20 protein-coding genes are annotated in these 24,163 nt (G+C 67.7%); 9 read left to right on the top strand and 11 right to left on the bottom strand.

Features of this window, described 5'->3' with window-relative positions; genetic code table 11:
* Window positions 1–173: 173 nt before the first annotated feature.
* On the bottom strand, window positions 174–983 hold the full coding sequence (locus DM194_RS26905; protein WP_162630195.1) for an FkbM family methyltransferase: 810 nt from the start codon (window positions 981–983) through the stop codon (window positions 174–176).
* A 249-nt stretch (window positions 984–1,232) separates the two neighbouring features.
* On the opposite strand from DM194_RS26905, the gene asnB reads away from it, so the two are divergent.
* Window positions 1,233–3,143 (top strand): asparagine synthase (glutamine-hydrolyzing), encoded by a 1,911-nt coding sequence (gene asnB, locus DM194_RS26910; protein ID WP_111070710.1) that lies wholly within the window; start codon window positions 1,233–1,235, stop codon window positions 3,141–3,143.
* A 41-nt stretch (window positions 3,144–3,184) separates the two neighbouring features.
* On the opposite strand, the gene DM194_RS26915 is transcribed toward asnB, so the two are convergent.
* Both DM194_RS26915 and tnpA read right to left on the bottom strand, forming a co-directional pair.
* Window positions 3,185–4,387 (bottom strand): RNA-guided endonuclease InsQ/TnpB family protein, encoded by a 1,203-nt coding sequence (locus tag DM194_RS26915; RefSeq protein ID WP_111070711.1) that lies wholly within the window; start codon window positions 4,385–4,387, stop codon window positions 3,185–3,187.
* 3 nt (window positions 4,388–4,390) lie between these two features.
* Window positions 4,391–4,786, bottom strand: a complete 396-nt coding sequence (gene tnpA, locus DM194_RS26920; protein ID WP_111070712.1) for an IS200/IS605 family transposase — start codon at window positions 4,784–4,786, stop codon at window positions 4,391–4,393.
* A 185-nt stretch (window positions 4,787–4,971) separates the two neighbouring features.
* Here tnpA and DM194_RS26925 point away from each other — a divergent pair, with 185 nt between their 5' ends.
* Window positions 4,972–6,918 (top strand): hypothetical protein, encoded by a 1,947-nt coding sequence (locus DM194_RS26925; protein ID WP_246024706.1) that lies wholly within the window; start codon window positions 4,972–4,974, stop codon window positions 6,916–6,918.
* A 67-nt stretch (window positions 6,919–6,985) separates the two neighbouring features.
* On the opposite strand, the gene DM194_RS26930 is transcribed toward DM194_RS26925, so the two are convergent.
* The 6 genes from DM194_RS26930 to DM194_RS26955 all read right to left on the bottom strand — a co-directional run bounded on the left by DM194_RS26930 (window position 6,986) and on the right by DM194_RS26955 (window position 14,011).
* Window positions 6,986–8,008 (bottom strand): glycosyltransferase family 2 protein, encoded by a 1,023-nt coding sequence (locus DM194_RS26930; RefSeq protein WP_111070714.1) that lies wholly within the window; start codon window positions 8,006–8,008, stop codon window positions 6,986–6,988.
* A 193-nt stretch (window positions 8,009–8,201) separates the two neighbouring features.
* Window positions 8,202–9,725: a DUF6492 family protein gene (locus tag DM194_RS26935; protein WP_111070715.1), complete on the bottom strand. Its 1,524-nt coding sequence runs from the start codon at window positions 9,723–9,725 to the stop codon at window positions 8,202–8,204.
* A 271-nt stretch (window positions 9,726–9,996) separates the two neighbouring features.
* Window positions 9,997–10,935: a lysylphosphatidylglycerol synthase transmembrane domain-containing protein gene (locus DM194_RS26940; RefSeq protein WP_246024707.1), complete on the bottom strand. Its 939-nt coding sequence runs from the start codon at window positions 10,933–10,935 to the stop codon at window positions 9,997–9,999.
* A 151-nt stretch (window positions 10,936–11,086) separates the two neighbouring features.
* Window positions 11,087–11,869 carry a class I SAM-dependent methyltransferase gene (locus DM194_RS26945; RefSeq protein WP_111070717.1) on the bottom strand — a complete coding sequence of 261 codons (783 nt, stop codon included), beginning with the start codon at window positions 11,867–11,869 and terminating at the stop codon, window positions 11,087–11,089.
* A complete protein-coding gene (locus DM194_RS26950) occupies window positions 11,866–12,750 on the bottom strand; it encodes a class I SAM-dependent methyltransferase (RefSeq protein ID WP_111070718.1) in 885 nt (294 codons plus the stop codon). Before DM194_RS26950 ends, DM194_RS26945 begins: the two co-directional genes overlap by 4 nt.
* Before the next feature lie 76 nt (window positions 12,751–12,826).
* Entirely contained in the window at window positions 12,827–14,011 is a 1,185-nt protein-coding gene (locus DM194_RS26955; protein WP_111070719.1) for a glycosyltransferase family 4 protein, read from the bottom strand.
* A 203-nt stretch (window positions 14,012–14,214) separates the two neighbouring features.
* On the opposite strand from DM194_RS26955, the gene DM194_RS26960 reads away from it, so the two are divergent.
* Window positions 14,215–15,786, top strand: a complete 1,572-nt coding sequence (locus DM194_RS26960) for a tetratricopeptide repeat protein (RefSeq protein WP_111070830.1) — start codon at window positions 14,215–14,217, stop codon at window positions 15,784–15,786.
* A gap of 56 nt (window positions 15,787–15,842) precedes the next feature.
* On the opposite strand, the gene DM194_RS26965 is transcribed toward DM194_RS26960, so the two are convergent.
* A complete protein-coding gene (locus DM194_RS26965; RefSeq protein ID WP_111070720.1) occupies window positions 15,843–16,634 on the bottom strand; it encodes an FkbM family methyltransferase in 792 nt (263 codons plus the stop codon).
* A gap of 396 nt (window positions 16,635–17,030) precedes the next feature.
* On the opposite strand from DM194_RS26965, the gene DM194_RS26970 reads away from it, so the two are divergent.
* From DM194_RS26970 to DM194_RS26990, 6 genes are all read left to right on the top strand, one after another.
* Window positions 17,031–18,434, top strand: coding sequence for a tetratricopeptide repeat protein (locus tag DM194_RS26970; RefSeq protein ID WP_111070721.1), 1,404 nt, complete (start codon window positions 17,031–17,033; stop codon window positions 18,432–18,434).
* Window positions 18,435–18,625: 191 nt separating this feature from the next.
* Window positions 18,626–19,303, top strand: coding sequence for a ParA family protein (locus DM194_RS26975; protein ID WP_085085218.1), 678 nt, complete (start codon window positions 18,626–18,628; stop codon window positions 19,301–19,303).
* Between the two features lie 295 nt (window positions 19,304–19,598).
* A protein-coding gene (locus DM194_RS26980) for an IS630 family transposase (RefSeq protein ID WP_246024207.1) occupies window positions 19,599–20,556 on the top strand; the annotation gives its coding sequence in 2 pieces (ribosomal slippage) (window positions 19,599–19,940 and window positions 19,942–20,556; 957 coding nt in all).
* A gap of 148 nt (window positions 20,557–20,704) precedes the next feature.
* Window positions 20,705–21,130, top strand: a complete 426-nt coding sequence (locus DM194_RS28360; protein WP_162630196.1) for a hypothetical protein — start codon at window positions 20,705–20,707, stop codon at window positions 21,128–21,130.
* 82 nt (window positions 21,131–21,212) lie between these two features.
* Window positions 21,213–21,656, top strand: coding sequence for a hypothetical protein (locus DM194_RS26985; RefSeq protein WP_111070722.1), 444 nt, complete (start codon window positions 21,213–21,215; stop codon window positions 21,654–21,656).
* Between the two features lie 120 nt (window positions 21,657–21,776).
* Window positions 21,777–23,213, top strand: coding sequence for a tetratricopeptide repeat protein (locus DM194_RS26990; protein WP_111070723.1), 1,437 nt, complete (start codon window positions 21,777–21,779; stop codon window positions 23,211–23,213).
* Between the two features lie 116 nt (window positions 23,214–23,329).
* Here the strand turns inward: DM194_RS26990 and scpB are convergent, their stop codons facing one another.
* The gene (gene scpB / locus DM194_RS26995; RefSeq protein WP_111070724.1) at window positions 23,330–24,154 is read right to left on the bottom strand and encodes an SMC-Scp complex subunit ScpB; all 825 of its coding nucleotides are present in this window, start codon (window positions 24,152–24,154) and stop codon (window positions 23,330–23,332) included.
* Window positions 24,155–24,163 lie beyond the last annotated feature (9 nt).

Genomic DNA, 24,163 nt, shown 5'->3' on the forward strand with positions numbered 1-24,163 from the left:
CAGTGCCGTATCACTTTGCCTGATCGAATTCCCCCCGCTTTCCCTGTCCAGCGGCAAGGCTTCGGTCATGATCGTGATCCGGTCATGGATACCGTCTCATATCATCGAACGTAAAGCCTGACCCATCGGCTTCGTTCGCCCTCAAACGGCCTGCGGGGCCGCAGTCGCGGCCCTTACCGCCACCATTCATGATCGTCGGTGATCTCGGGATCGGGAATGTGGATGTCGCTGCCCGGCGGCAAAGCGACGAGATTGACGGCGCCGATGCCGTCGAACACGTCGGTGGGATTGCCGGCGAAATTGTCGTGGTGGAACAAGCGGGCCGTGTGCCACCACACGCGGTAGCCCATCGACCGGATCAACCCGATGAGCGCGGCCGAGCGGTCGCGCCGGTCGTTCTCGACATACAGCACCGGCCGGTGGCGCATGATCAACCCGGATGCCCCACGCAGCACCTCCGCCTCCATGCCCTCGACATCGGCCTTGAGCAGACGGCAGGACGGCAGATCGAAGCTGTCCAACGTCATCAGCGGGACCATTTCGCCATGCTCCCAGCCACCAAGGCTGAGGGCGCCAAAATTGTTGGAGCAGCGCGGGTCGAGCACCGGCACCCGGATGGTTCCGGTTTCGCTGCCCACCGCGATGCGCCGGGCCCGCACATTCGTCACCCCGTTCAGTGCCAGGTTCGCGGACAGCAGGTTGAACAGCATCTCCTGCGGTTCGAAGGCGAAGACGGAGCCGGACGGGCCGACCAAGCGGGACAGCGGCAGCGTCTGGGCGCCGATGTTGGCGCCGACTTCGACGGCGACGTCACCCGGTCGCAGGACCGAGCGGAACACCGCCACCTCATGCTCGGCATATTCGCCGTAGAGATCGAGGGAACGGCCGACATACTGGTCGTTGCGGTTGTAGACCATCAATCCATGCCGACACGCCCGCATGCGGCTGAAGCCGCCCTCCAGGTCCACCGGTCCGTCGATCATCCGCTTCTTTCCCATCCTGCGCGACCAGAACGGTAACGCGCCACCGCACTGCTGTAATCCAAACCCGGATCCGGAAGCCAGACTTTCCACCGGTGCGCCCGTCATCGCACCCGGTTCCGCCCAAGCAATTCGCCCAAGCAATTCGCCCAAGCAATTCGCCCCGGCATTTCACCATGGCACCCAGTCGGGCGAGACGCTACACCTAGCCCCTGTCGCCACCTTCGGCAGTCCCTTCGGGAGAGCAGCCCCATGTGCGGTTTCGCCGGCTTCGCCGGACCCGGCGGCGAGCGCGACCTCGCCGTCATGACCAGCATCATCCGCCATCGCGGCCCCGACGACGACGGCGTCCACATCGACACCGGCGGCGCCTTGCCGGTGCATCTGGGCTTCCGCCGCCTCGCCATCATCGACATCGAGGGCGGCCACCAGCCGATGGCGACGGCGGAGGGCGACCTCGTCATCGTCTACAACGGCGAGATCTACAACGCGCCCGAACTGCGCCGCGCGCTGGAGCAGGCCGGACACCGGTTCGTCACCGACCATTCCGACACCGAGGTGCTGCTGCACGGCTACCGGGAATGGGGCCTGGACATGCTGGAGCGGCTGAACGGCATGTTCGCCTTCTGCCTGCACGACCGCCGCCGGGGCCGGCTGGTCTTCGGCCGCGACCGCTTCGGCAAGAAGCCGCTGTTCTATGCCGAGACGGCGGACGGGCTGGTCTTCGCCTCGGAGGCGACCGCCGTGCTGTCGCACCCGTCGGTGCCGGATGGGCTGGACCGCAATGCCCTGGTCAAGTACTTCGCCTACGGCTTCATCCCGGCGCCGCTGACCGCCCATGCCGCGGTGCGCAAGCTTCCGGGCGGCTGCAGCATGGTCTACGACCTGACCAGCCGCCGCCTGTCGGTCAGCCGCTACTGGGAATACCGGATGGTGGTGGACGACCAGCCGCCGGGCGGCCCCGACCAGTGGGCGGAGGAACTGCGCGAGCTACTGGACCGCGCGGTGGAGCGCCGGATGCTGAGCGACGTGCCGGTCGGCTTCTTCCTGTCCGGCGGCATCGACAGCGCCGCCATCGTCGCGCTCGCGGCAAAGCACCGCGACCCGGCGTCGATGAAGACCTTCACCATCGGCTTCGACGAGCCGAGCTTCGACGAGAGCGGCTATGCCGCCGACGCCGCGCGCCATTACGGCACCGACCATGCCTGCCGCACGCTGAACCTCGACACCGCGGCGGGGATGCTGCCGGAGCTGCTCGGCCGGCTGGACGATCCGATCGCCGATCCGTCGATCCTGCCGACGCATCTGCTGTCGCGCTTCGCCCGCGAACGGGTGACCGTGGCGCTGACCGGCGACGGCGGCGACGAGCTGTTCGCCGGCTACGACACCTTCGACGCGCTGCGCACGGCGCGGCTCTACCACCATGCCGTCCCGCGCCCGCTGCACCGGCTGGCCGAGGCGGTGGCCCACCGGCTGCCGCGCTCGGACCGCAACATGAGCTTCGACTTCAAGCTGCGCCGGGCGTTGCGCGGGCTGGGGCACCGGCCGGCGCACTGGATGCCGGCCTGGCTGGGTCCGGCCTCGGTGGAGGAGGTGTCGCGGCTGTTCGGCGCCGACCTGACCGCCGACGAGCTGTATGACGAGGCCGACGCCCTGTGGCGGTCGGGAGCCAGCCGGCACGACGTCGACCGCTCCATCGAGTTCTACGGCCGCTTCTATCTGGGCGAAAACCTGCTGATCAAGGCCGACCGCGCCAGCATGTTCTGTTCGCTGGAGACGCGCTCGCCCTTCCTCGACCGCGACCTCGTCGCCTTCGTCAGCCGCCTGCCGGCCGGCGTGAAGCTGCAGCCGAACGGCATCCGGGGCGGTACCCGCAAATGGATCCTGAAGAAGGCGATGGCCCCGCTGCTGCCGCCGGCGATCCTGTCGCGGCCCAAGAAGGGCTTCGGCATCCCGCTTAGCCGCTGGCTGCGCCACCTGCCCCAGCCGCCGATGGAAACGGCGGCGCGCATCGGGGTGGACGGCGCCTGGCTGGCCGCGCGCTGGGACGAGCACCGCAGCGGACAGGCCGACCACCGCGGCCTGCTGTGGGCCTGGACCGCGCTCGCCACCGCGCTGGACCGCCCCGCCAAGACCCCGGCACCGATGGAAAACGCCGCTTAACATCTTCCCCACGGCTGAAGCCGGGGATTTCCAAGAGCAGCCTAGGTCGCTCTCTTCAGTTCGCGCTTCAACGGTTTCCTAACGGAAGACCTCGGCGCGGGCTGTGTTCCAGCCCTTAGGTTGTTGCGGGCGGCGTTGGTATCGGCGTGTGCCGTATGCCCGCAATGTCCACATCGAAAAGTCGCTTGGCTCTCGCGACTTGCTTTATCAATTGTCCCGCATTCGGCGCAGCACTGCGACGTGTATGCCGGATTGACTTTACGCAACTCACCGCCACGTTCGGCGATCTTGTAGGAAAGGAGGGTCTCGAATTGATGCCAAGCGTTGTTCAGGATGGCGCGGTTCAGCCCCGCCTTTTGCCGCACCTTCCTCCCCGGCTCATCGAACGTTCCGGCCGCGCTCGCCGTCATGCTCTTGGTCTTCAGCGCCTCCAGCACGACAACACTGTGCATGGCGGCAATCTCCGTGGTGCGCTCGTGGTTCCAATGCAAACGGATGCGGGCGATCTTCGCTTTGGTGCGTGCCAGGATCTTGCGGGCAGCGTGACGACGGTTCGATCCGCGCTTGCACCGCGCCAGCTTGCGAGCCTGTTTGCGCGCCCGACGGTCCAAAAGGTTCAGCTGCTCCTTCGGCATGTCGCGGAATGTGCCGTCCGACAGAGCGATGGTGTGGACCAGGCCCCGATCGATGCCGATAGCCGGGCCAAAGTTCGGAGGCGCGGTGTGTTCAACCTCGGTCGAGAACACGACGTGCCAGCCCAATGCATCGCTGGTCACGGTGACGTTCTTGACCGTGCCGGGAATGTCGCGGGTCAGCCGAAACTTCACCTCGCCGATCTTGGGCAGTTTCACCACCGCCCATTTGGCATTCAGCTTGCGCCACTGGCAATCGCGCCCGCTGAACCGGAAAGCATCGTTCATGCCCCGCTTGCGTGGTGTCGGGTAATCGGCCCTGCCGGCGAAGAAGTTGCCGAACGCCTTGTCGAGATCGCGGAGCGCCTGTTGCTGGCAGATGATCGACACGGCGGCGATCCAGTCGAACTCGGCGCGAAGCGCGGTCAACTCGCGAGCCTGCGATGGATAGCTGATCGCAATTCCGGTGTTGGCCTTGAACTGGCGCCACCAATCGCGGCGTTGCTCCAGGCCGAGATTGTAAACGAGGCGGCAAACGCCAGCGTACTGACCGAACATGGTTTCCTGTTCAGCGGTCGCATACAGCCGGAATTTGTAGCCTCGGTTCTGCATGGGTCAGACGCTCTTTTGGTTTTCGATGTACCGCTTGATTACGTCGAGCGGAGCGCCGCCGACCGTGCAGACGAAATAGCTGTTGGTCCACAAGCTCGGAAGCCGCGACTTGAGTTGGGGGAACTCGCCCCGCAGCAAGCGGGACGACCGGCCCTTGATCGCTTTCACCAGCCGATGAATGCCGAATTGCGGGTCGCAGCCGACAAGCAAATGCACGTGGTCTGGCATCACTTCCATTTCGACCAACTCGGCGCCCGTCTCTTTGCACACGCCAGCGACGATCTCCTTCAGCCGCCCGCCTATCGGATCGACCAACACCGGGCGACGGTACTTTGGGCACCAGATTGCATGGTACCTGCACGAATAGACGACGTTGTTGTTCGACCGATAATCAACCATGTGGAATTAGATGGCATGGACCTGTCTAACGTCCAAAACCATTCCGCCTGTGGCGATGGCTCGGCTGTCCCCATGCCTAAAGGCAGGGGTTTCCGCCGCTCCGGGAGCGCGTTTCGATGAGCTTAGACAGTCTGGATCGCCCGTTCCCCCAAACGCGTGAGAGCGGGACGCTGGGGGGGGCGGACATGCACGATGCTGCCCGCTCCGATGGTCCCGCCGGCCGCGCCTCGTCATCCGCCCGCATCCTGGTCGGGCTGCTGCTGGGGCTGGGGGGGCTGATCGTCGCCTACCAGTTCGGCATGAACATGCATGCCAGCACCGGCCTGCCCTATTGGGACGACTGGGGCTATTTCTTCGGCGCCGCCCAGGGCGTGCAGCAGCCGCTGACCTTCCATTCGATCTTCGCCAAGGACAGCGACCATGTCGCCCCGTTCTTCAAGCTGCTGACCCATGGGCTGTGGCAGGCCATCGGCGTCGATTTCCTCGCCTTCCGGCTGGTCGGCTGGCTGGCCTTCGCCGCCATGCTCGCCGCTTACGCGCTGGTCCTGCTGCGGGACTGCGTGCGGACGGCCTGGGATGCGGTGCCGGTGGCGGCGGCCGGTCTGTTCCTGACCGGCACGCTGAACAACGAGTATTTCTATTACCAGCACATGGGGCTGGCCCAGCCGATCTTCTTCACCTGCCTGTTCCTGTTCCTCCACACGCTTGCCCGCGGACGGCTGGTGCCGGCGACGCTGTTCCTGCTGGCCTTCGGCTCCACCGGGGTGTTCGGCGCCAGCTATGCCCTGGGGGCGGCGGGAGCCGGGGCGGTGCTGGCCCTGCGCCAGGATGTGAGCCCGGGCGGAGGCTGGCGGGAACGGCTGGGCGGCCAGCTGACGGACGGCCGGACGCTGGTGGCGGTCGGCGGCGGGCTGCTGCTGACCGCGGCGATGCTGTGGATGACCTTCAGCGGCTCCTACGCCAACCACACCGGCCAGCCGCTGGTGCTGCCCTGGCACGGCGGCTTCTGGGCCTTCCTGCTGGGCGCCTTCGCCACCGCCGCCGGGCTGCCGGTGGAGGCGGTGGGAGCGCCGCTGTCGCTGGCGGCGGGGGCGGCGGCCCTGGCGCTCTGCCTCATCCCGGCGGCGGGGCTGCTGCTGGGCCGCGCCGGGCGGGAGAACCGCAGCGCCGCGCTTGCCATTTCCGGGCTGATCGCCGGGACGGTGATCGTCACCATGACCACCGGGCTGGGCCGGGCCGGGCTGTGCGGCGAGGGCATCGCCAACGCCATGCGCTGCGGCACCATCCCGCGCTACGCCTATCCGGTGCTGCTGGCCTTCCCCGCCGCCGTCGCCGGCTGGACGCTGCTGCTGGGCCGCCGGACGGGAACGGGGTTGGGCACCGGCACCGCCGCCGGCGTGGTGCTGGCGGCGGTGCTCGCCGTCGGCCATGGCGCCGGGACGGATGCCTTCTGGCGGCATTGGAGCGTCGCCGGCCTCAACCGCATGATGGCCGAGCGCGATGCCGCGGCGGAGCGCTGCGTCGCCACCCACCTGGACTCGATCCGTACGCCCGCCGGGATGGACTGGAGCCGGCCGCTGGTCTGCCCCTCCGCCTCCCCGCGCAACATCGCGCCCTTCCTCCAGGCCGCCTACGAGCTGAAGGCCGGCTTCGTGCAGTCGATCCTGGCCGATACGGCAAGCCGGCCGGAGCGGGCGACGCTGGCCGCCCTGCTGCGGGCCGGCCAGTTGGACGAGGCGTCGGCACGGCTGCGGCTGGAGGCCCCGCCGCGCGACGCCGGTTTGCTCGAGGGCGGTTTGCTCGGGGGCGGTTTGCTCGGCTCGCTCGACCGCGTCGTGCGGCTTCCCTCCGGCTCGCTGGCCGCGCTCGGCTGGGCGGTCGATGCGGCAGTGCCGGCGCCGGCCGCCTTCGTCCTGCTGGGGGTGGGCGACCGCATCGTGGCGACCGCGCCGACCGGCGGTGCGCGGCCCGACGTCGCCGCCGTGCTGAAGGACGGGCGGATGACCGACAGCGGCTTCAGCCTGCCTATTCCGCCCGAACTGGCCGGCCAGCGGGTGCGGCTGTTCGTGCTGGGCCATGACGGCGGGCTGAAGGAGCTGACTCCCCCCGGCGGGGCGGCGGCGACGCCCTGACAAACGGAAGGCCCCGCACCGGGAACGGTGCGGGGCCTTTTCCTTATCGGCTTCCTTGTGGGCGCCGTCAGTCGCGGAGGCTGCGATCCGGGGGGGGGGGCTCGTCGAAGTTCAGCATGGTCTTGATGGAATAGTGGCTCTTGCCCTGGCTCTCGAAATAGATGCGGACCAGCAGTTCGGCCAGCAGCCCCATCAGGATGCACATCACGCCGGTGACCAGACCCATCGTCACCAGCAGCGGCAGCGGCGTCATGATGAAGGAGATGCCGTCGACCAGCTTCAGGTAGATGGCGTAGATGCCGGCCAGGAAGGACAGCCCCATGAACATCAGGCCGGCGAAGCCGAAGATGTAGATCGGCTTGGTCTCGTACTGGGTCAGGAACTTCACGACAACGAGGTCGAGCACGACCTTCAGCACCCGCTCCAGCCCGTATTTGGACTTGCCGTGGCGGCGCGGGTGGTGGCGCACCGGTATCTCGGTCAGCTTGGCGCCCTGCCAGCGGGCGTAGATCGGCACGAAGCGGTGCATCTCGCCATAGAGCCGGTAGCCCTGCAGCATCTGGCGCCGGTAGGCCTTCAGCGTGCAGCCGTAGTCGTTCAGCTTCACGCCGGAAATGGTCGAGATCAGCTTGTTGGCCATCTTGCTCGGCAGCGTGCGCAGCAGGAAGCCGTCCTGCCGGTCGGCGCGCCAGCCCGACACCACGTCGTACCCCTCGTCCAGCTTGGCGAGCAGGCCGGCGATGTCCTGCGGGTCGTTCTGCAGGTCGCCGTCCATCGGCACGATGACGTCGCCGCGGGCATGGTCGATGCCGGCCATCATCGCCGCGGTCTGGCCGACGTTGCGGCGGAAGTTGATGACGCGGATGCGGCGGTCGGACGACACGCGCTGCAGTTCCGCCTCGGTCCCGTCGGTGGAGCCGTCATTGACGAAGATGATCTCGAAGCTGCGCCCCAGCCCGTCGAGCGCCGGGATCAGCCGGCCGCACAGAGGGGCGATGTTATCCTCCTCGTTGTAGACCGGGATCAGGACCGAGACGGAAACCGTGCCGGTGTCCATGGCGGCGGATCCGGGGGTAAGCAGGAGGGTCATCGAACGGGTCCGGAGGCTGCGTGGTCATCTGTAGGGCGATGCCGGGCCATGGTATGGCGGCTGGATCCCGCAAGCGCAACGGCTAATTGGGCGGAAGATCGGGGATGGGCGCTCAATCGGGCGCCATTCCTTGCAGCAATCACCCATCCGTTAACGATAAGGAGGGGAGTACCTGTTCCGGTGGACGTTCCTTTCACCCCGCGAACTCGACCGGTGCCTCCGCCAGCCCCCAGACAGGATTGCTGGTGCCGCAGATGTAGACATAGCCAAGCGCGGTCAGAAATTCCTCGATCAGCCCAACCACGGCGATATCCTGCTCGAAGATCAGCCAGTTCGGGCGCCTGCGCCAGTCAACGCCCAGAAGAACGTCGAACTCCGCCCCCTGCACGTCGATCACGATCAGCAGATTGTCGATCCCGCCCAACGCGAGGGAACGCAGCGGCATGACATTGACGACGGTTTCGTGGATGGCGGCAAGATAGCGGCCGATGTTCGCCCGATAGGCCTCGCCGCGGAATTGGTTCTGCCGGATCCAGAATTCGATGCTTTCGCGGAAGAAGCTGCCCTGCCCGTGCGCCCAATTGTTCGGCGGCCCGTCGCCATTCATCTCATCGGCGATCTCCGGGAGGATGTGGTAGAATTTCCTCTCGGCCTCTTTCGTGCCCGCCGCCATCTTCAGCATCAGCGTGTTCGGCCGGGCGGCGTGAAGCCTGGACACATTCTCGAAATAAGAGCCCAGCGGCTCGATCAGCACGGCGGAAACGGCGTTGTGCCGCTCGTCGGACAGGTACCGGTGAAGCGGATCCTCCATCATGCCATCGTTGGTGCCGATCTGGATCACACCGCGGGAGCCCGTCATCCTGTTGAAGAAGAGGTCGAGGAAACCCTGTTCGTCCTTCGGCATCGGCAATTGCCGCCTGTCCGCGGGGAGCCGGGCAGGTGCCCAGGATTCATAGGACACGAAGGCATATCCCGTTCCCGCAGCGTCCGTACGAACGCGCTCGACCGGGCAGATCCGGTTGCCGAAGCGCTCCCAAGCCGTGTGGTTGACATAGAGGCGTTCTGGCCGGGTGTTGGCGAGGAAGGTCCCCAGCGTTTCGTATTCGCTGAAGCCGGAGAATTCGGACAGGTCGGTCGCGGACAGGATCGCGTCGTACCAGCGCTTCCCGTGCCTGTTCTCGACGAGCGCGACGAACTCGTCGAGCCACTCCCGGAAGATGGGAAAGCACTGGGCGATGAAGCTGAAAGCCACGCGCTTTTCCAAGCCGGTCAGGGTCCGGATGGTCTGGAAATAGGGAAGGTGGTGTTCGCTTCCCTTGAAATAGACGAGATTGTCGTCCTGGATCAAATTCAGATCACCCAAGGGGATCGTGTCGGCATCCCAGAGAAGCAGCACATCGTCCGGAGCGGAGGGCAGGTGCAGGAGGCTGCCGATTTTCAGGATTTGCTGATAATACCAGCCAGCCCGGGAGCGGCACCCTTCCGGCATCCGCTCGGCGACATAGTCCAGATCAATGTCGGGAACCGCCACGGTTTCGGAGACCACCTCGAAACGGGGGTTGCTCACCGCCTTGAAGATGGGAGCATACTTTTCGGGAGTGACGACAACGTAACGTTCAGCCTTGATGTGCCGGGCAATGGCGTGCGATGCGTGGATCCAGACGTGAATGTCCTTGAGTGTAGCAACGCAGACAACGTTTTTTATGATCTTCGCCATTTTTCCAACCGCATGAAGAGGTTTGTGAAATATTTTATCTGCCGGTCACTGAAATTCATGAGCAATCATGCAGAATACATTGAACACATCGACAAACCATTTGAGTGAAAGAGAGTGACGTTTGGCTCTTTCTGCAAAAAGAGTAGCGTAGTGTCTTCGAGAAAACCATTGCCCAAAGCCTGCGCTTAGGCACCCCCTGCTCTCCCGCCATCCTCAACCAAACGGTTCGATCGGAAGCCCGAGGTCCCGGGGAGAAGCGGCGGCATCCGGGTCAGGACGATGCCCGCTGCTCCCGCAAAACCGTCAGGTCGATGACGGCGCCCAGCAGGGCCACCATCACCTGGAAGGCGAGGATGCCGAATCCCAGCGCCAGCGACTGGGCGTGGGGCACGCCGACCAGATCGAGCAGGCCGACCAGCGACGCCTCGCGCAGGCCGATGCCGGCGAGGGTGACCGGCATCAGCACGATCACCGACATCAGTCCGATCACGGCGCACCACACCGAAAAGGGCTGGTCGATGCCGACCGCCAGCCCCAGGGCCTGACTGCCGGCGACCGCCGCAAGCTGGACCGCGATCCCGCCGGTGATCGACAACAATGCCCGCCCAGGCCGGCGTGTCTGGTCGCGCCAGGCGTCCAGGAAGCGGCGCAACGGCCCGAGGAGCCAGGCTTCGCGCTTCGGCCCGGCCCGCCAGCCGAGCAGAGCCAGCAGCAGGGCGCGGGCCGGCGCCCAGGCCAGCAGCACGGTCGCCGCGGCCAGCCCGGACAGCACCAGCCCGACCGCGGCCAGCAACCCGTCGCCGAAGCGCGCCGATTCCACCGCCAGACCGCCGCCGGTCAGCAGCAGCAGCCCGGCAACCCCCGTCACCTTGTCGAAGGCGACGGCCGAGACGATGCGGCCGCCGTCGCCCTCTTCCCGCCCTTCGTCGCGGCTGAGCCGGTAGGCCTTCACCGCCTCCCCCGCCAGCTGGCCCGGCAGCACCAGCGCGTAGAGCTGCGCCACCAGCGTGTAGGCGAGCAGCCGCCCCGCCCGCAGTTCCGGCAGCAGCACCCGCAGCTTCAGCGCGTTCAGCACATGCATCAGGAAGAACAGCAGCCCGGCGAGCGCCATCAGCCCCGGCGACGCCATCGCCAGCACCCGCCCGACCTCCGCCACGTCGACCCGCCACAGCAGCAGGGCGACCAGCAGCGCGCTGATCAGGGCTTTCACGCCGGGACGCATTTAAAGATGCCTTTTCATGAAGTCATGACGTGATGTGAAGGGATTGCTCCCTCTCCCGAGGCTCCCGGCGGATCTTCGATCCGCCTGGCGCCGCCAGCACAAACGAAGTTTGTGCGAGAGGCGGGAGAGGGGGGAATCCTCACGCCCCCGGGCGGCGGGCCAGCACGTAGATGTAGTCGCCATGCGACCAGGAGTTCAGGCGGAACAGGTGATACAGCGCCTCGGCGATGAGCCGGCGGCCGGGACCGTAGTCGCCTTCCGTGCCCTGGCCGCTGGCGGCGCCCAGCACGTTGCGGTAGAGCGGCGAGAAGAAGGGGAAGCCCCATTCCACCACCCGCTCGATCTCCAGCCCGACCGACTGGATCTTGGCCTGCAACTCGCCGCGGGCATAGTTGCGGTGATGGCCGACCGTGCGCTCGAAATCGCGCATCCGCCCCTGCAGAGTGGAAACCAGCAGGTAGCGGCCGGTCATGGCGGCGAGGTTGCGCAGGGCGGCGACATCGTCCTCGATGTGCTCGACCACGTCGGTGCAGACCACCAGGTCGAAGCGGCGGTCGAGATGGCCGGCGGCGACGTCGAGCAAACCGAACTCGGCGTTCGGGGCGCGGCGGCGGGCGACGTCGATGGCCTTGGCGGCGAAATCGAGGCCGGTGTAGCTGGCCTGCGGCTTCAGCGGCATCAGCGTGGCGAGCAGCGAGCCCTGGCCGCAGCCGACGTCGAGCAGACTGTCGTAATCCAGCGGGCGCACCATCTCGGTGACGATGCGGCGCAGATGCCGGCCGGTCGGGCCGTATTTGCGCATGTCGTTCCAGCGCCGCTCCCAGCTGTCGTCGTAATCGACGCCGCCGGGGTGATCGGCCGCAGCGGCCGGCAAGGGGGCGGCGAGGGGAGTGTTGGCGGACTTGAATGCGTCGTCGCTCATGCGGGCCTCCGGCGCAGGATGAATTCGTTGCAGCCCGTCGGCACGCGCGGCGGGCGGACCTCCAGCATGTCGAAGCCGAGCGCGTCCATCCGCGCCCGCACCTCGTCGGCACTGGCATATTCGTAGGGGTAGCCGCCGAGCCAGTCGGTGACGTCCACCCAGAACTCCATGCCGCGCTCCTTGCGCAACGGGTTGGAGCCGGTGATCGCCCAGGTCGCCAGGAACATCAGCGAGCCCAGCGTCCAGTCCCAGAGCTTCCGAAGGAAGCCCGGCGACAGATTGTAGACGATCTTGATCAGGGTCCAGATCGGCGATGTCCAGTGGCGGTTGTAGAGCGCCAGCACGAAGGTGCCGCCCGGCGCCACCAGCGGGGCCACCGTCTCGATCGCCGGCCACATGGAACCGGTGTGGTGCAGCGAGCCCCAGGCATAGACCACGTCGAAGCGGCCGAGCGAGCCGACGAAGCCGCTGTCCAGCGCCGAACCTCGGCGGAACTCGATGCGGTCGGCCAACTCGGGCGCGAAGCGGCCCAGGTTGCGGCGCGCCACCTCGACCCCGGTGGGGTTGACGTCGAAGCCCAGTGCGCGGCCGACGCCCAGCTTGCCGGCGGCGATGGTGAACAGGCCGGAGCCGGAGCCGACGTCGCAGAAGCTGGCATCCTTCAGCCGGTCGGTCCCGACCAGCCCCTTCAGGCTGTCGATGGCCGCCACCAGCCGCGGCTCGTCCAGCACGGTGCGCGAGTAATGGTCCCAGTTCTCGCCGAAATCGAAGGCCAGGGCGGATGTCCCGGCCGGGGTGCCGTCCCCGCCTTCCGCCGTCTTCACCGGTTCCGCCACGCTGTCCGATCCCTTGCTGTCCGACCCGATCTGCCGCGCCGCCATACGCTCCCGAAAGCCGCCGGATGTCAACAGGACGTCAAGCGATGCCCCTCACTCCGCCCCCCTCATTCCGCCCCCCTCATTCCGCCTGGGCCGGCCGGACCCGTCCCGCCGCGGTGCGGCCGGCGAGCGACAGGTCGCGATAGGCGGCGGCGACGGCGCGCCAGGAGAAATGCTCGACCACCCGGCGGCGTCCGCCGTCGCCCAGGCGGCGGCGCAAGGGCGCATCTTCGGCCAGGCGGGCCAGTGCCGAGGCAAGCGCCGGGGTGTCGTCGGCGTCCAGCATCAGGCCGGTCTCCCCCTCCACCACCAGATCGCGGTTGCCGGCGATGCGGGTCGCCACCACGGGGAGGCCGGCGGCCATCGCCTCCAGCACCACGTTGGGCATGCCTTCGTCGCGGGACGGGAAGACGAAGGCGTCGGCGGCGCGGTAGGCGGCCGGCAGTTCGTCGCGGCCGAGCCAGCCGCGGAAGGCGATGCGATCCGACAGGCCGAGCCGGGCGGCCTGGGCCTCCAGTTCCGGGCGGGCGGGGCCGTCCCCGACGATGGTCAGGCCGATGCCGCCGCGCGTTCCGGCGGGCAGGCTGGCGAGCGCCTCGAACAGCACGTCCAGCCCCTTCTGCCGCACCACCCGGCCGACGAACAGCAGCGACAGGCGGTCGCCGGCGGTCGCCATGTCAGGGGGCGAGAAGCGGGCGGCATCGACGCCGTTGGGGATGATGGCGACCGGCTGGTCGGGGGCGAAGCGGCGGGCGAGCTCGGCCAGCCCCTCGCTGTTGGCGACGACGGCCGAGGAGCGGCGCCACAGCCAGCCGATCACCGGCCCGGCCAGACGGTGGTAGAGCGAGATGCCGTCATACTGGAAGCCCGGCACGTCGCCGCCGCGCAGGCTGACGACATAGGGCACGCCGGACAGCGCCTTGACCATCCAGGCCGCCGGGCCGCAGGGCAGGCCGAAATAGGCGATGGTGGCGTCCGGGCGCCAGCGGGCGGCGATCCAGGGCGCCATCACCAGCGAACTGGCGAGGAAGGCCAGCATCTCCACCACCGAACTGCGGTCGCGGCGGCGGCGCAGGGTGGGGATGCGGCGGATCTCCACCCCGTCGGCCCGGCGCTCCACCCGCGGCAGGCCGCCGAAGGCGGAGGTCAGCACCAGCACCTCCTCGCCCAAGGCGGCCAGTTCGCGCGCGGTGTTGTCGGTGGCGTTGGCCGCCCCGCCGCCCAGCGGCGGAAATTCGTAATTGATCAGCAGAAGCCGCGCCATGCCGCCCGCCACACTCCCCGTTCGACGAGCGCCATTGATGGGCGGTGAGCGGCGGCGATGCAAGCGGTCAACCGGCCCCACCTGCCGCCCCGCCTGTTCCGGCCGTCGCCCGTCCTTTGCAGCGCCGGCCATCTCTGCTACTGATCCCGCCTGTTCCGATGCGATCGGCGGCCAGTTCCTCAACCGGGGCGATGCGGTATTCCATGCACATCCAGCAAGCCTTCGCCACCGCGCTCGGGTTCCAGCAGAGCGGCAAGACCGGGGAGGCCGCCCGGCTGTACGGCGAAATCATTGCCGCCGATCCCCAGTTCGCCCCTGCCGTCAACAATCTGGGGCTTCTGCGCGCCGATGCCGGCCAAGACGCCGAGGCGGCGGCGCTGTTCCGCCGCGCCCTGAGCCTGACGCCGAACTCGCTGAACGGCTGGATGAACCTGGGGGCGCTGCTGATCCGGCTCGGCCGGCCGGAGGAGGGGGTGCGTGCCTACCGCGCCGCGATCCGGCTGAAACCCGACCAGCCGGCCCTGCTCAACGAACTGGGCATCCTGTTGGAACGGCTGAAACGGCCCGAGGAAGCCAGCGACGCCTTCGGCTGCGCCTTCGCCCTGGCGCCCGACGATGCGGAGATCACCAACAACCACGGCGCCATGCTGCGCATAGCCCACCGGCTGGACGAGGCGGCGGCGCTGTTCCGCCGCGCCATCGCGCTGAACCCGCAACATGCCGGGGCCTACAGCAATTTGGGGTCCACGGTGAAGGACAAGGGCGCCTTCTGGGAGGCTCTGCTGGCCTTCCGGCGGGCGACCCAACTGGCTCCCGACTTTGCCGGCGCCCATTGGAACCAATCCCTGGTCCGGCTGCTGCTGGGCGATTTCGTCCAAGGATGGCGCAGCTATGAATGGCGCTGGAAGCATGGCCGCCTGCCCTCGCCGCAACGCAGTTTCGTCCAGCCGCGCTGGGACGGGTCGCCGCTGAAGGGGCGGCGGCTGCTGGTCTATTGGGAGCAGGGCTTCGGCGACGTGCTGCAGTTCGTCCGCTATCTGCCGCTGCTGGCACAGGCAACCGGTGGAACGTCCGGCGGACAGCCGATCTATCTGGAGTGCCAGCAGGCATTGCTGCCGCTGCTGCGCCGCCTGCCCGGCACCATCGCGGTGGAGACCGGCGGGCCGCTGCCCGACTTCGATGTGCAGATCCCCGTGCTGAGCCTGCCGGCGCTGTTCGGCACCCGGCTGGAAACCGTTCCGTCCCGCGTTCCCTACCTGTCGGCGGAGCCCGAACTGGCGGCGCGCTGGGGCGAGCGGCTGAAGGAGGTGGGCGGGCTGAAGGTGGGCATCGTCTGGGCGGGATCGCCGACCCACGGCAACGACCGCAACCGCTCCATCGGGCTGGCCCCCTTCGCCCGGCTGGCCGGCATCCCCGGCGTCAGCCTGGTTTCCATCCAGAAGGGGCCGACCGAAGCACAGGCGGCGACCCCGCCCGGCGGCTTCCCCCTGCTGAACCTGTCGCCCGACATCAGGGATTTCGCCGACACCGCCGCCATCATGGCCGGCCTCGATCTGGTGGTCTGCGTCGACACCTCCGTCGCCCATCTCGCCGGCGCCCTCGGCATCCCGGTCTGGGTGCTGGTCCCCTTCGCCCCCGACTGGCGCTGGATGCTCGACCGCGAGGACAGTCCCTGGTATCCCACCATGCGCCTGTTCCGGCAGGACCGCCCCGGTTCCTGGGACGGCGCCATGGACCGCCTGGAGCGCGCCCTGCGCGAGCGCGCCGCCGGATAAGACCGGATAGGGTTGGCTTCACGCTTCAAATCGATTCCGATTCTACGCGATCCGCTCTAAAGGGGAGCGTAGGGGCTGTCGCGGTGGACCATCACCAGATCGACCTGCCACATCCGCTCGTCACCGGGACGGTAGAGGGGATCGACGATGTCCCAGACCTGGAAACCGTAAGGCGCCATGGCGTCGATGATGCGAGGCAGGCGAGCATCGTTGCCGGCCACCGTCGCCTCGATCACGAAGACGGCGTCCGGCCGCATCAGGGTGACGGCGCCGGCCAGCACCTCCAACTCCAGACCATCGACATCGATCTTCACCAGCATCGGCCCGGCATAGCGGCCTTCGGCACACAGGGTGTCGAGCGAGACGCCGGGCACGCTGCGCAGGTCCGGTTGGGCATCCGCGCCCTCCGGAACGACGAAGGAGTAGAGCCGATTATCGGAAACCGCCAGCGGGACCATGCCATCCCGGCTGGTGACGGCGGCGATGCGGTACTCGGCGCTGCGCAGTTGCCCGCACAGGGCCTGCAGGGCGGACTCGTTCTCGACCACCGGTTCGATCAGCACATGGTGGGAGTCGGGAAAAACCTCGTAAAGCGGCGGAGTGCCGGTCTGGGCGCCGACATCGATCACGGTGGCGGGACGGAAGCCCCGGTCGCGCAGGAGCGCAAGCGTCTTGTGCTTGCTCTGGCGAACCATTGTCCGCTGGGAGCGGATCAGCCCCAGCAGCGTCGCCGCCATCGGATTGCCTGGGCTGACCCGGAGGATGGCGCGATAGAACTCTTCCGCCCGTTCAAGATCCCCGGAGAGATGGACATCGAAGGCGATCTTGAGGCCATCAGCGATGCTCACGGCGTCTCGGACTCCCACGCTGGCCGCCGCATGCGCAGTTCCATTTCCAAGACCGGGTCGGGGAGGATTCGCACAGGGCGTTGTTTGGACGGTGAATTATAAAAGTGCCGCGCCGGAATGAACCGGCACGGCACAGTTTCGGCTGGAACCCTTTCCCGGGTCCATACAAACACTTGATGATATTTGCCCATTTATTCAAGCTCGTTCTCGCTCCACGGCCAGGTTTCCGCTTCGCGCACCCCGCATTTCCTGCAATGCGGAGCGGCAGGCTAAGCCTTTGGCTTGCCCTTTCCCACCAAACGCCGCATTCCGCAGGATGATCGGTTGCGACTCGGCTTGCCAGCGGCGGGGCGCCATGGGATGAAGCGCGTCCCCTTGTGCCGACCGGTCCGCGCCATGCCACGCCCAGCCTCCGACGCCACCCTTCAGGCCGCCCTTCAGGCCGCGCTCGACGCCGAACGGGCGGGGGACCGCGAGACCGCCAGGACGCTCTGCCTCCGGCTGCTGGAGCAGGCTCCCACCGGCCGGCAGGCGCCGGCGGCGCATGACGCGCTCGCCAGGATTCTGGTCAGCCACGACATGGCGGCGGCGGCCGTCCATGCGCTCGCCGCCTGGCGGCTGGCGCCCCAGGATCCGACCCGCCGGTCCAACCTTTGGCAGTTGCTGACCCATCTCGGCGAGGCCGGCGACGTCGCCCGCTTCCAGGGACGGGAGGACTGTGTCGGGCTGGTGGCGCTGGGCAACGCGCTGCGCCGCGACGGGCAGGCGCTGCGGGCCGAGCGGGCCTATCGCCGGGCGCTGGAACTGTATCCGGAGGTGTCCTTCACGCTGAGCCGGCTGGCCTGCCTGTGCGCCGAACAGCAGCGGCTGGAGGAGGCCGACGCCCTGTTCGCCCAGGCGGCCGAACGCCATGGCGGACGCGACGCCGTCACCCGCACCGATCCCGCCTTCCTCCAGTCCCTTCGCGAGGCGCCGCCGCCCGCCGGCATCCGCGCCACCATCCAGGAGGGCGCCGGGGCCGCCGCCCGGCCGCTGGTGGTCTATGCCTGCTGCGACGCGGTCTATGCGCGCAAGTTCCTGCCGACCATGGTGCGCTCCATCGCCGAGGACAGCGGGCTCGACTGCGCCATCGCCCTGCATCTGGTTAACCCCGATGCCGAGGCCGAGGCGACGGTGGCGGCCCTGGCCGCCGCCCACGGCGCCGACCGCTTCATCATCCTGCGCGAGACCATCGACCTGTCGCCGCTGGGCGGCAATGCCAAGACCTATTACGCCTGCAGCCGCTTCCTGGTGCTGCCCGACCTGCTGGTCCGCTGGCGGCGGCCGGTGCTGATGCTGGACGTCGACCTGCTGGCCATCCGCGACCTGAACCCGCTGCTGGCGACCTCCGCCCGGTCCGACCTGGGCATGATGAGCCATGCGCTGAAGCGGCTGGACATCTGGAGCCTGCTCTATGCCGATGTGCTGCACATCCGGCCGACCGCGGGAGCGCTGCGCTTCCTCGACCTGACCCGGCGCTACATCCGCCACTTCCTCGACCGCGGCCTGCCGGTCTGGTTCCTCGACCAGGCGGCGCTCGCTGCCGTGCATCTGGCCGGCTTCACGGCGGAGGCGGCACCGCGCCTGACCGTCTATCCGGCCGACATCCACAGCAGCACGGTGATGGTCGACGGCGAGGGCCGGTACTGGACCGACGACAGCGCCTATTTCTATTCGGTCCGCGCCACCGGCGGCGGCCAGCATGCGGTGCACCGGCTGAAGCGCCGCGCCGGCACCACCGCCGAGGTCAAGCAGGGCTGATGCCGGGCCCGGCCTTCGGCAGGCGGACGGCAGCCTCAAGAAACAACAGGTCATGATTTCATGAATCATGATTTCATGCTTCTTCTTCATGACGTGAAACCACTTCCATCTTTCCTGATCTTGCGTGTAAATCCGCGAAGCTCCCGCTCGGGGCAGCGTTTTTCCCATCCTCCGCTACCGGGAACCACCGCATGGCTCGGATCATCAGTTTCGCCTCCACCAAGGGCGGCGTCGGCAAGACCAGTCTGGTCATGGCGCTCACCTCCGAACTGCGCCGGCGCGAGGCGAGCGTGCTGCTGCTCGACTGCGACCCCAACCGGCATCTGGCCGAATGGGCGCGGCGGCGCAACGATGCCGGCGTGCGGGTGCTGGACGAGATCACGGAATCGAACGTCCGCCAGACGGTGCAGGAGAATGCGCCGAGCTTCGACTATACGCTGATCGACCTTGCCGGCTTCGGCAACCTGACCATGCTCTACGCCTTCTCGGTCAGCGACGGGGTGCTGATCCCGACCCAGCAATCCTTCATGGACGTGAAGGAGACGGTTCGCACCTTCAAGGTGGTGGCGGATTCCGTCGGCGTTCTGAAACACACGCCGGCCTCCAGCGTGGTGATCGTCCGCACCCAGGCCGCCATCGAATCCCGCGTCGACCGCCATGCCCGCGGCCTGCTGGACGAGCATGGCGTCCCGGCCTTCCGTACCGAGCTGATCGAGCGATCGCTCCTGAAGGAGATGACCTACACCGGCCACGGCCCGGGCGAGGTCAACCCGGACAGCAACGCCGACCTGAACGTCCGCGCCCTGACCGACGAATTCGTCGCCTTCCTGGAAGCCTCCCCGGCCAACCCGCTGATTCCGCGGGGGTGAGAGAGCGGCGGCTCCAGAAAAAATCATGAAGCAATGTCATGGTATGATATTTTGATTTTATGTCATGATTTCTTTGGGTTCGAACCGCAGGGGTAGGGATGTTGCGGGCGGAAGTTTGGGAGCCGTTCACCGGCAGCGGCTCTGAACCGGCCGGACAGGGGCGATGGCAGACCAAAGCGCCCCCAAACAAATCATGCCATGATACTTTGTCATGATTTAGAGCATCGCGCCTGAAATCTGAATCGACAGTTGCGCTTGGGCCGTTGACGTGATTCACCGTTGTTGGAGGTGGATCATGGGGCGCAGCTATTCGTCGGACCTTCGGGTTCGGATTTACGGAGAGGTCGAGAAAGGCGGTTCGCGTCGGGCGGCGGCGCGCCGGTTCGATGTGAGCGCGAGCACGGGCGTGCGGCTTGCTCAGCGCATGGCGGCAACGGGCTCGCTGGACCCGGCCCGGCAGGGGCGCCCACCGGGCGGTGGCAAGCTGGCCCCGCATGCCGAACTTCTGATCGGCTGGGTGGAGAAGCAAGGCGACATCACCATGCCCGAACTGGCGGCCAAGCTGAAGGCCGAGCGCGGGGTCACGGTCCACCCCGCCTCGCTGTCGCGCTTCCTGCTCGCCCGCGGCTTCACTGTCAAAAAAAACGGTGCTGGCGAGCGAGGCCGGTCGCGCTGACGTTGCTGAGGACCGCCGGAGTTGGCGCAGCCACCGTCAGCCCCGGATGCGCGAGGAGCCGGATCGGCTGGTGTTTCTCGACGAGACCGCAACCACCACGAAGATGACCCGACTGCGCGGACGGGCCAAGCGCGGCCAGCGGTTCAAGGCCACGGCGCCGTTTGGCCATTGGGGCACCCAGACCTTCATCGCTGCCCTGCGCTGCGACGGGCTGACCGCCCCGTGGATCATCAAGGGCGCGATGAACCGGACGCTCTTCGAGACCTATGTCGAGACACAACTCGCCCCGACCCTGCGGCCGGGCGATGTCGTCATCCTCGACAACCTATCCAGCCATAAGAGTGAAAAGGCCAAGGCCATCCTCAAGGAACGTGGCGCTTGGTTCCTCTTCCTGCCGCCCTACAGTCCCGACCTCAACCCTATCGAAATGGCGTTCGCCAAGCTCAAAGCTCATCTCCGCCGCATCGGCGCCCGTACCATCGAGGAGTTGTGGAGGGCTGTCGGCTCTATCTGCGACCTCTACACACCAGACGAATGCTGGAACTACCTCAAACATGCAGGATATGCGTCAGATTAAACGCTCGAAACTCTAAGGCCCTGCTCTGAGGGCAAGCCGCTCACCCTGCCCGTCCACCGGAGAGGACTGATCGGCTGTTTGCCCACCGCTGGATCACGGCCTCTGTAAGAAGACCGCGTTGGAACCGTGACAGGATTTGCCGATCTTCATGCCAGCGGCCCCGCAGGCCCGTGCCTGCGAAGGCAAGCAACCGGACGGCCGCGCCCGCCGTTTGAGGGCGGGCGTAAAGCCTGATGTGTCAGGCTTTACGCTCGATGATATCAGTCGGCACGGATACCAGCCGCCACCATCAATGACCGCCGATATCACACCGCCTGCCACCCGCCTTCCGATGACCAGCGATGGGGAGAAGGGACGGGGGATGGAGTACGCGGAAACGCTCGGGCGGCGATTGCGGATTTCCTGGCGAACCGAACCGCCCATGGAACGGCTCGCCTTCACCCTCACCGCCTCATGTCCTTATTTCATGTGTTTTCATGATATCATGAATTTTCTTGCTGTCCGCCCTGTGGTTCCCACGCCACGCCTTCCGGCTTTCCGCGATGGCGAAGCCCACGCCCACCACATGCCGTGAAGACAGGACACCAAGTCATGATATTGCTTCATGGCTTATCCGTCCGGCTCCTCTGCCGGCAGCGCCTTCTCCCGGAGTGCCCATGTCGACCGACAGCCCCGCCAAGCCGCCTCTGAAGCCTGCCGCCAAGCCGGCCCGTCCTCCGCTGGGCGGGATCGGGATCGGGATCGGCGGGCTGGGCACGGACGACATCGACCCGATCCGCCAATACGGATTGAGCAAGGGCTTCCTGCCGACCGAGACGGAGCCGCCCGCCCCAACCCAGGCCATCGTCCCTCAGGCCACCGCCCCCCAGGCCGCCATCGCCCAACCCGCCGTCCAGCCCGTCCCGGCACCCGCTCCCGCCATCGTCCGCCCGGCGCCGACCCGGCCGTGGCAGGCGATGCTGCCGGACTATCTGGTGGAGGAACTGCGCCAAGCCGCCGCACGCGAAGGCACCGCCCAGAAGGTGATCGTCCTGAAGGCATTGCGTCAGGCCGGCTTCCGGATCGACGACATCGATCTGCAGGACCTGCGGCGGCGTTGACTCCCGGCCCGACACACAATGCACACAGGCGTGGCCGAAGGGACGGTTTGACTCTCCGGTAGTAGCCGTCTATCCCCTGCACACGCTCCAGACCGACTGCCGACCACCAGCGACGACGAGATGAAGGCACACATTACCCTGGCCGCCCCGGCGCCGTCCCCTGCGGCAGCCTCGCCCCGTCCGGTATCGTCCGTCGCGGCGCCTGCCCAGACGGCTGCTCCCAAGGCGGCTCCCCAGCCCTCCGCCCAGGCGGGAGGCCACGGCCTTACCATCGACATGCTGGAACGGATGCTGGAGCAGCAGCCGAAGGATCCCAACGTGTGGAGCGCGCTCGGCGCACTGTTGCGGCAGGCCGGCAAGCCGGAGGCGGCGATCGCCTGCCAGCGGCGCGCGCTGGAGATCGACCAGCGCCATGTCGGCGCCTGGACCAATCTGGGCAACGTCCTGGGCGACGTGGAGCGCTATGACGAGGCCATCGCCGCGCAGGAGCATGCGGTGGTGCTGTCGGGCGGCAACGCCAACCTGCTGTCCAATCTGGTGGTGGCGCTGCGCCACGGCTGCCGGTTCGACCGCGCGCTGGAGATCCTGGACGCCGCCCTGCGCGCGCGGCCCGGCGACCCGAACCTGCTGTGGGACCGCGCCCTGACGCTGCTGCAGGTCGGCCGCTATGCCGAAGGCTTCCGCGACTACGACTCCCGCCTGTCGCTGCCCAGCTACCAGAACCGCATCGCGGACGGCCCGATGTGGGACGGCGGGCCGCTGAACGGCAAGACCATCCTGCTGACCACCGAACAGGGCTTCGGCGACGTGCTGCTGACCGCGCGCTATGTGCCGCTGGTCAAGGCGCGCGGCGGCCGGGTTCTGCTGGAATGCCATCCCGAGCTGCAGCGCCTGCTGTCCGGGCTGGAGGGCATCGACGGTTTCGTGCGCGCCGGCACCGCCTATCCGGCCTACGACGTCCATTGCCCGCTGATGAGCCTGCCGCACCGGCTGGGCACGACCATCGACACGGTGCCGCCGCCCACCCGTCTGAGCGTTCCGGCCGAAGCGCGCGAGAAGGCCGCCCGGCTGGTGCCCGGTCCCGACGGCACGGTCAAGGTCGGCATCATCTGGTCCGGCCGCGTCACCTTCAAGGACAACGCGCGCCGCGCCACCACGCTCAGCCGTTTCCTGCGCTTCCTCGACGTGCCGAAGGTGCGGCTCTACAGCATCCAGAAGGGACCGCCGGAGGCGGAGCTGGAGACGCTCGGCACCTCGACCCTCATCACGCCGCTGGGACCGCATTTCAACGATTTCGCCGACACCGCGGCGGTGCTGGAACGGCTCGATCTGGTGATCATGACCGACAGCTCGGTGGCGCATCTGGCCGGCTCGCTCGGCCGTCCGGTGTGGAACCTGCTGCAGTTCATGCCCTACTGGGTCTATGGCGATAAGGGCGACACCACCCCCTGGTACCCGTCGATGCGCCTGTTCCGCCAGACCACGCCCGGCGACTGGGACAGCGTGTTCGCCGCCGCCGAACAGGCCCTGCGTCAGGTGGTGGCGCTCAAGACCTGACCGGCGCTTCCGCAGCTCCTCATTCGTCGCCACAACCACGCTCCGCTGCCTTCGTCATGATGACCCCGGTTTCAAGAAACGGGGCATCCAGAAATCCCCGCGACGATCATCCTGTGTCAGCGGGCCCTGCCGGTCGGGACTGCTTCATCGTCTTCAGGGGACAAGGCGTTGAGCCTTGCTGTCACCCGGGCCGATGTTGCAGCCACCTCGGCCAGAGGGCCGGTGAGGTCGAGCGCCGGCGCGCTTGGTTGGGCTCGCCGCCGGGCTGAAGGGAGCGGCGCTCGCCCCACGGCTTCCGGCGAGGCCGGCGCCCCGGCGGGGGTGCCGTCGAGCACCCCGGTGTCGGCCAGCCCCATCGCCCGCAGATCGTCCAGATCGGGCAGGTCGGCCAGGCTTTCCAGGCCGAACCGGTCGAGGAAGGCGTCGGTGGTGACGAAGGTCAGCGGCGCCCCCGGACGCGGGCTGCGCGGCCCCGGCCCCACCAGCCCCGCCGCGCGCAGGCGGCCGATGGCGTCGGCATCGACGGTGCGGCCGAGCAGGCGCTCCAGATCGCGCCGGGTCAGCGGCTGGTGATAGGCGATGGTGGCGAGCAGCAGTTGGTCGGCCGGGCCGAGGACGGGCATGCCGGCGCCGGCGGGGCGCACCGCCCGCAGCACCGGGGCGAGATGGGGGCGGGTGCGGTGATGCCAGCCGCCGGCGACCGCCACCACGTCGTAGGGGCGCAGGCGCAGCTCGTCCCGGATGTCGGCGATCACCGCGTCGAGCGGGCAGGCATCGCCGACCACCCGCGCCAGCACCGCCCGCGGCACCGGCGTCGGCGAGGCGAAGATCACCGCCTCGACCCGGCTCATCCACTCGCGCCACCGCAGCTCGGGCGGCAGGTCGGCCAGTTCCCGGTCGAACGGCAGGTCATCGGCGGAAGTCGCAGGAGGCGGTGCCATGGGTCCTCG

The sequence above is a fragment of the Azospirillum ramasamyi genome (assembly GCF_003233655.1).
Lineage (GTDB): Bacteria > Pseudomonadota > Alphaproteobacteria > Azospirillales > Azospirillaceae > Azospirillum > Azospirillum ramasamyi.

What these genes read in the sequence shown, in the direction of transcription:
- DM194_RS26905 (WP_162630195.1), bottom strand. Translation starts at nt 983, where the DNA reads ATGATCGACGGACCGGTGGACCTGGAGGGCGGCTTCAGCCGCATGCGG.
- asnB (WP_111070710.1), top strand. Translation starts at nt 1,233, where the DNA reads ATGTGCGGTTTCGCCGGCTTCGCCGGACCCGGCGGCGAGCGCGACCTC.
- DM194_RS26915 (WP_111070711.1), bottom strand. Translation starts at nt 4,387, where the DNA reads ATGCAGAACCGAGGCTACAAATTCCGGCTGTATGCGACCGCTGAACAG.
- tnpA (WP_111070712.1), bottom strand. Translation starts at nt 4,786, where the DNA reads ATGGTTGATTATCGGTCGAACAACAACGTCGTCTATTCGTGCAGGTAC.
- DM194_RS26925 (WP_246024706.1), top strand. Translation starts at nt 4,972, where the DNA reads ATGCACGATGCTGCCCGCTCCGATGGTCCCGCCGGCCGCGCCTCGTCA.
- DM194_RS26930 (WP_111070714.1), bottom strand. Translation starts at nt 8,008, where the DNA reads ATGACCCTCCTGCTTACCCCCGGATCCGCCGCCATGGACACCGGCACG.
- DM194_RS26935 (WP_111070715.1), bottom strand. Translation starts at nt 9,725, where the DNA reads ATGGCGAAGATCATAAAAAACGTTGTCTGCGTTGCTACACTCAAGGAC.
- DM194_RS26945 (WP_111070717.1), bottom strand. Translation starts at nt 11,869, where the DNA reads ATGAGCGACGACGCATTCAAGTCCGCCAACACTCCCCTCGCCGCCCCC.
- DM194_RS26950 (WP_111070718.1), bottom strand. Translation starts at nt 12,750, where the DNA reads ATGGCGGCGCGGCAGATCGGGTCGGACAGCAAGGGATCGGACAGCGTG.
- DM194_RS26955 (WP_111070719.1), bottom strand. Translation starts at nt 14,011, where the DNA reads ATGGCGCGGCTTCTGCTGATCAATTACGAATTTCCGCCGCTGGGCGGC.
- DM194_RS26960 (WP_111070830.1), top strand. Translation starts at nt 14,215, where the DNA reads ATGCACATCCAGCAAGCCTTCGCCACCGCGCTCGGGTTCCAGCAGAGC.
- DM194_RS26970 (WP_111070721.1), top strand. Translation starts at nt 17,031, where the DNA reads ATGCCACGCCCAGCCTCCGACGCCACCCTTCAGGCCGCCCTTCAGGCC.
- DM194_RS26975 (WP_085085218.1), top strand. Translation starts at nt 18,626, where the DNA reads ATGGCTCGGATCATCAGTTTCGCCTCCACCAAGGGCGGCGTCGGCAAG.
- DM194_RS28360 (WP_162630196.1), top strand. Translation starts at nt 20,705, where the DNA reads ATGCCAGCGGCCCCGCAGGCCCGTGCCTGCGAAGGCAAGCAACCGGAC.
- DM194_RS26985 (WP_111070722.1), top strand. Translation starts at nt 21,213, where the DNA reads ATGTCGACCGACAGCCCCGCCAAGCCGCCTCTGAAGCCTGCCGCCAAG.
- DM194_RS26990 (WP_111070723.1), top strand. Translation starts at nt 21,777, where the DNA reads ATGAAGGCACACATTACCCTGGCCGCCCCGGCGCCGTCCCCTGCGGCA.
- scpB (WP_111070724.1), bottom strand. Translation starts at nt 24,154, where the DNA reads ATGGCACCGCCTCCTGCGACTTCCGCCGATGACCTGCCGTTCGACCGG.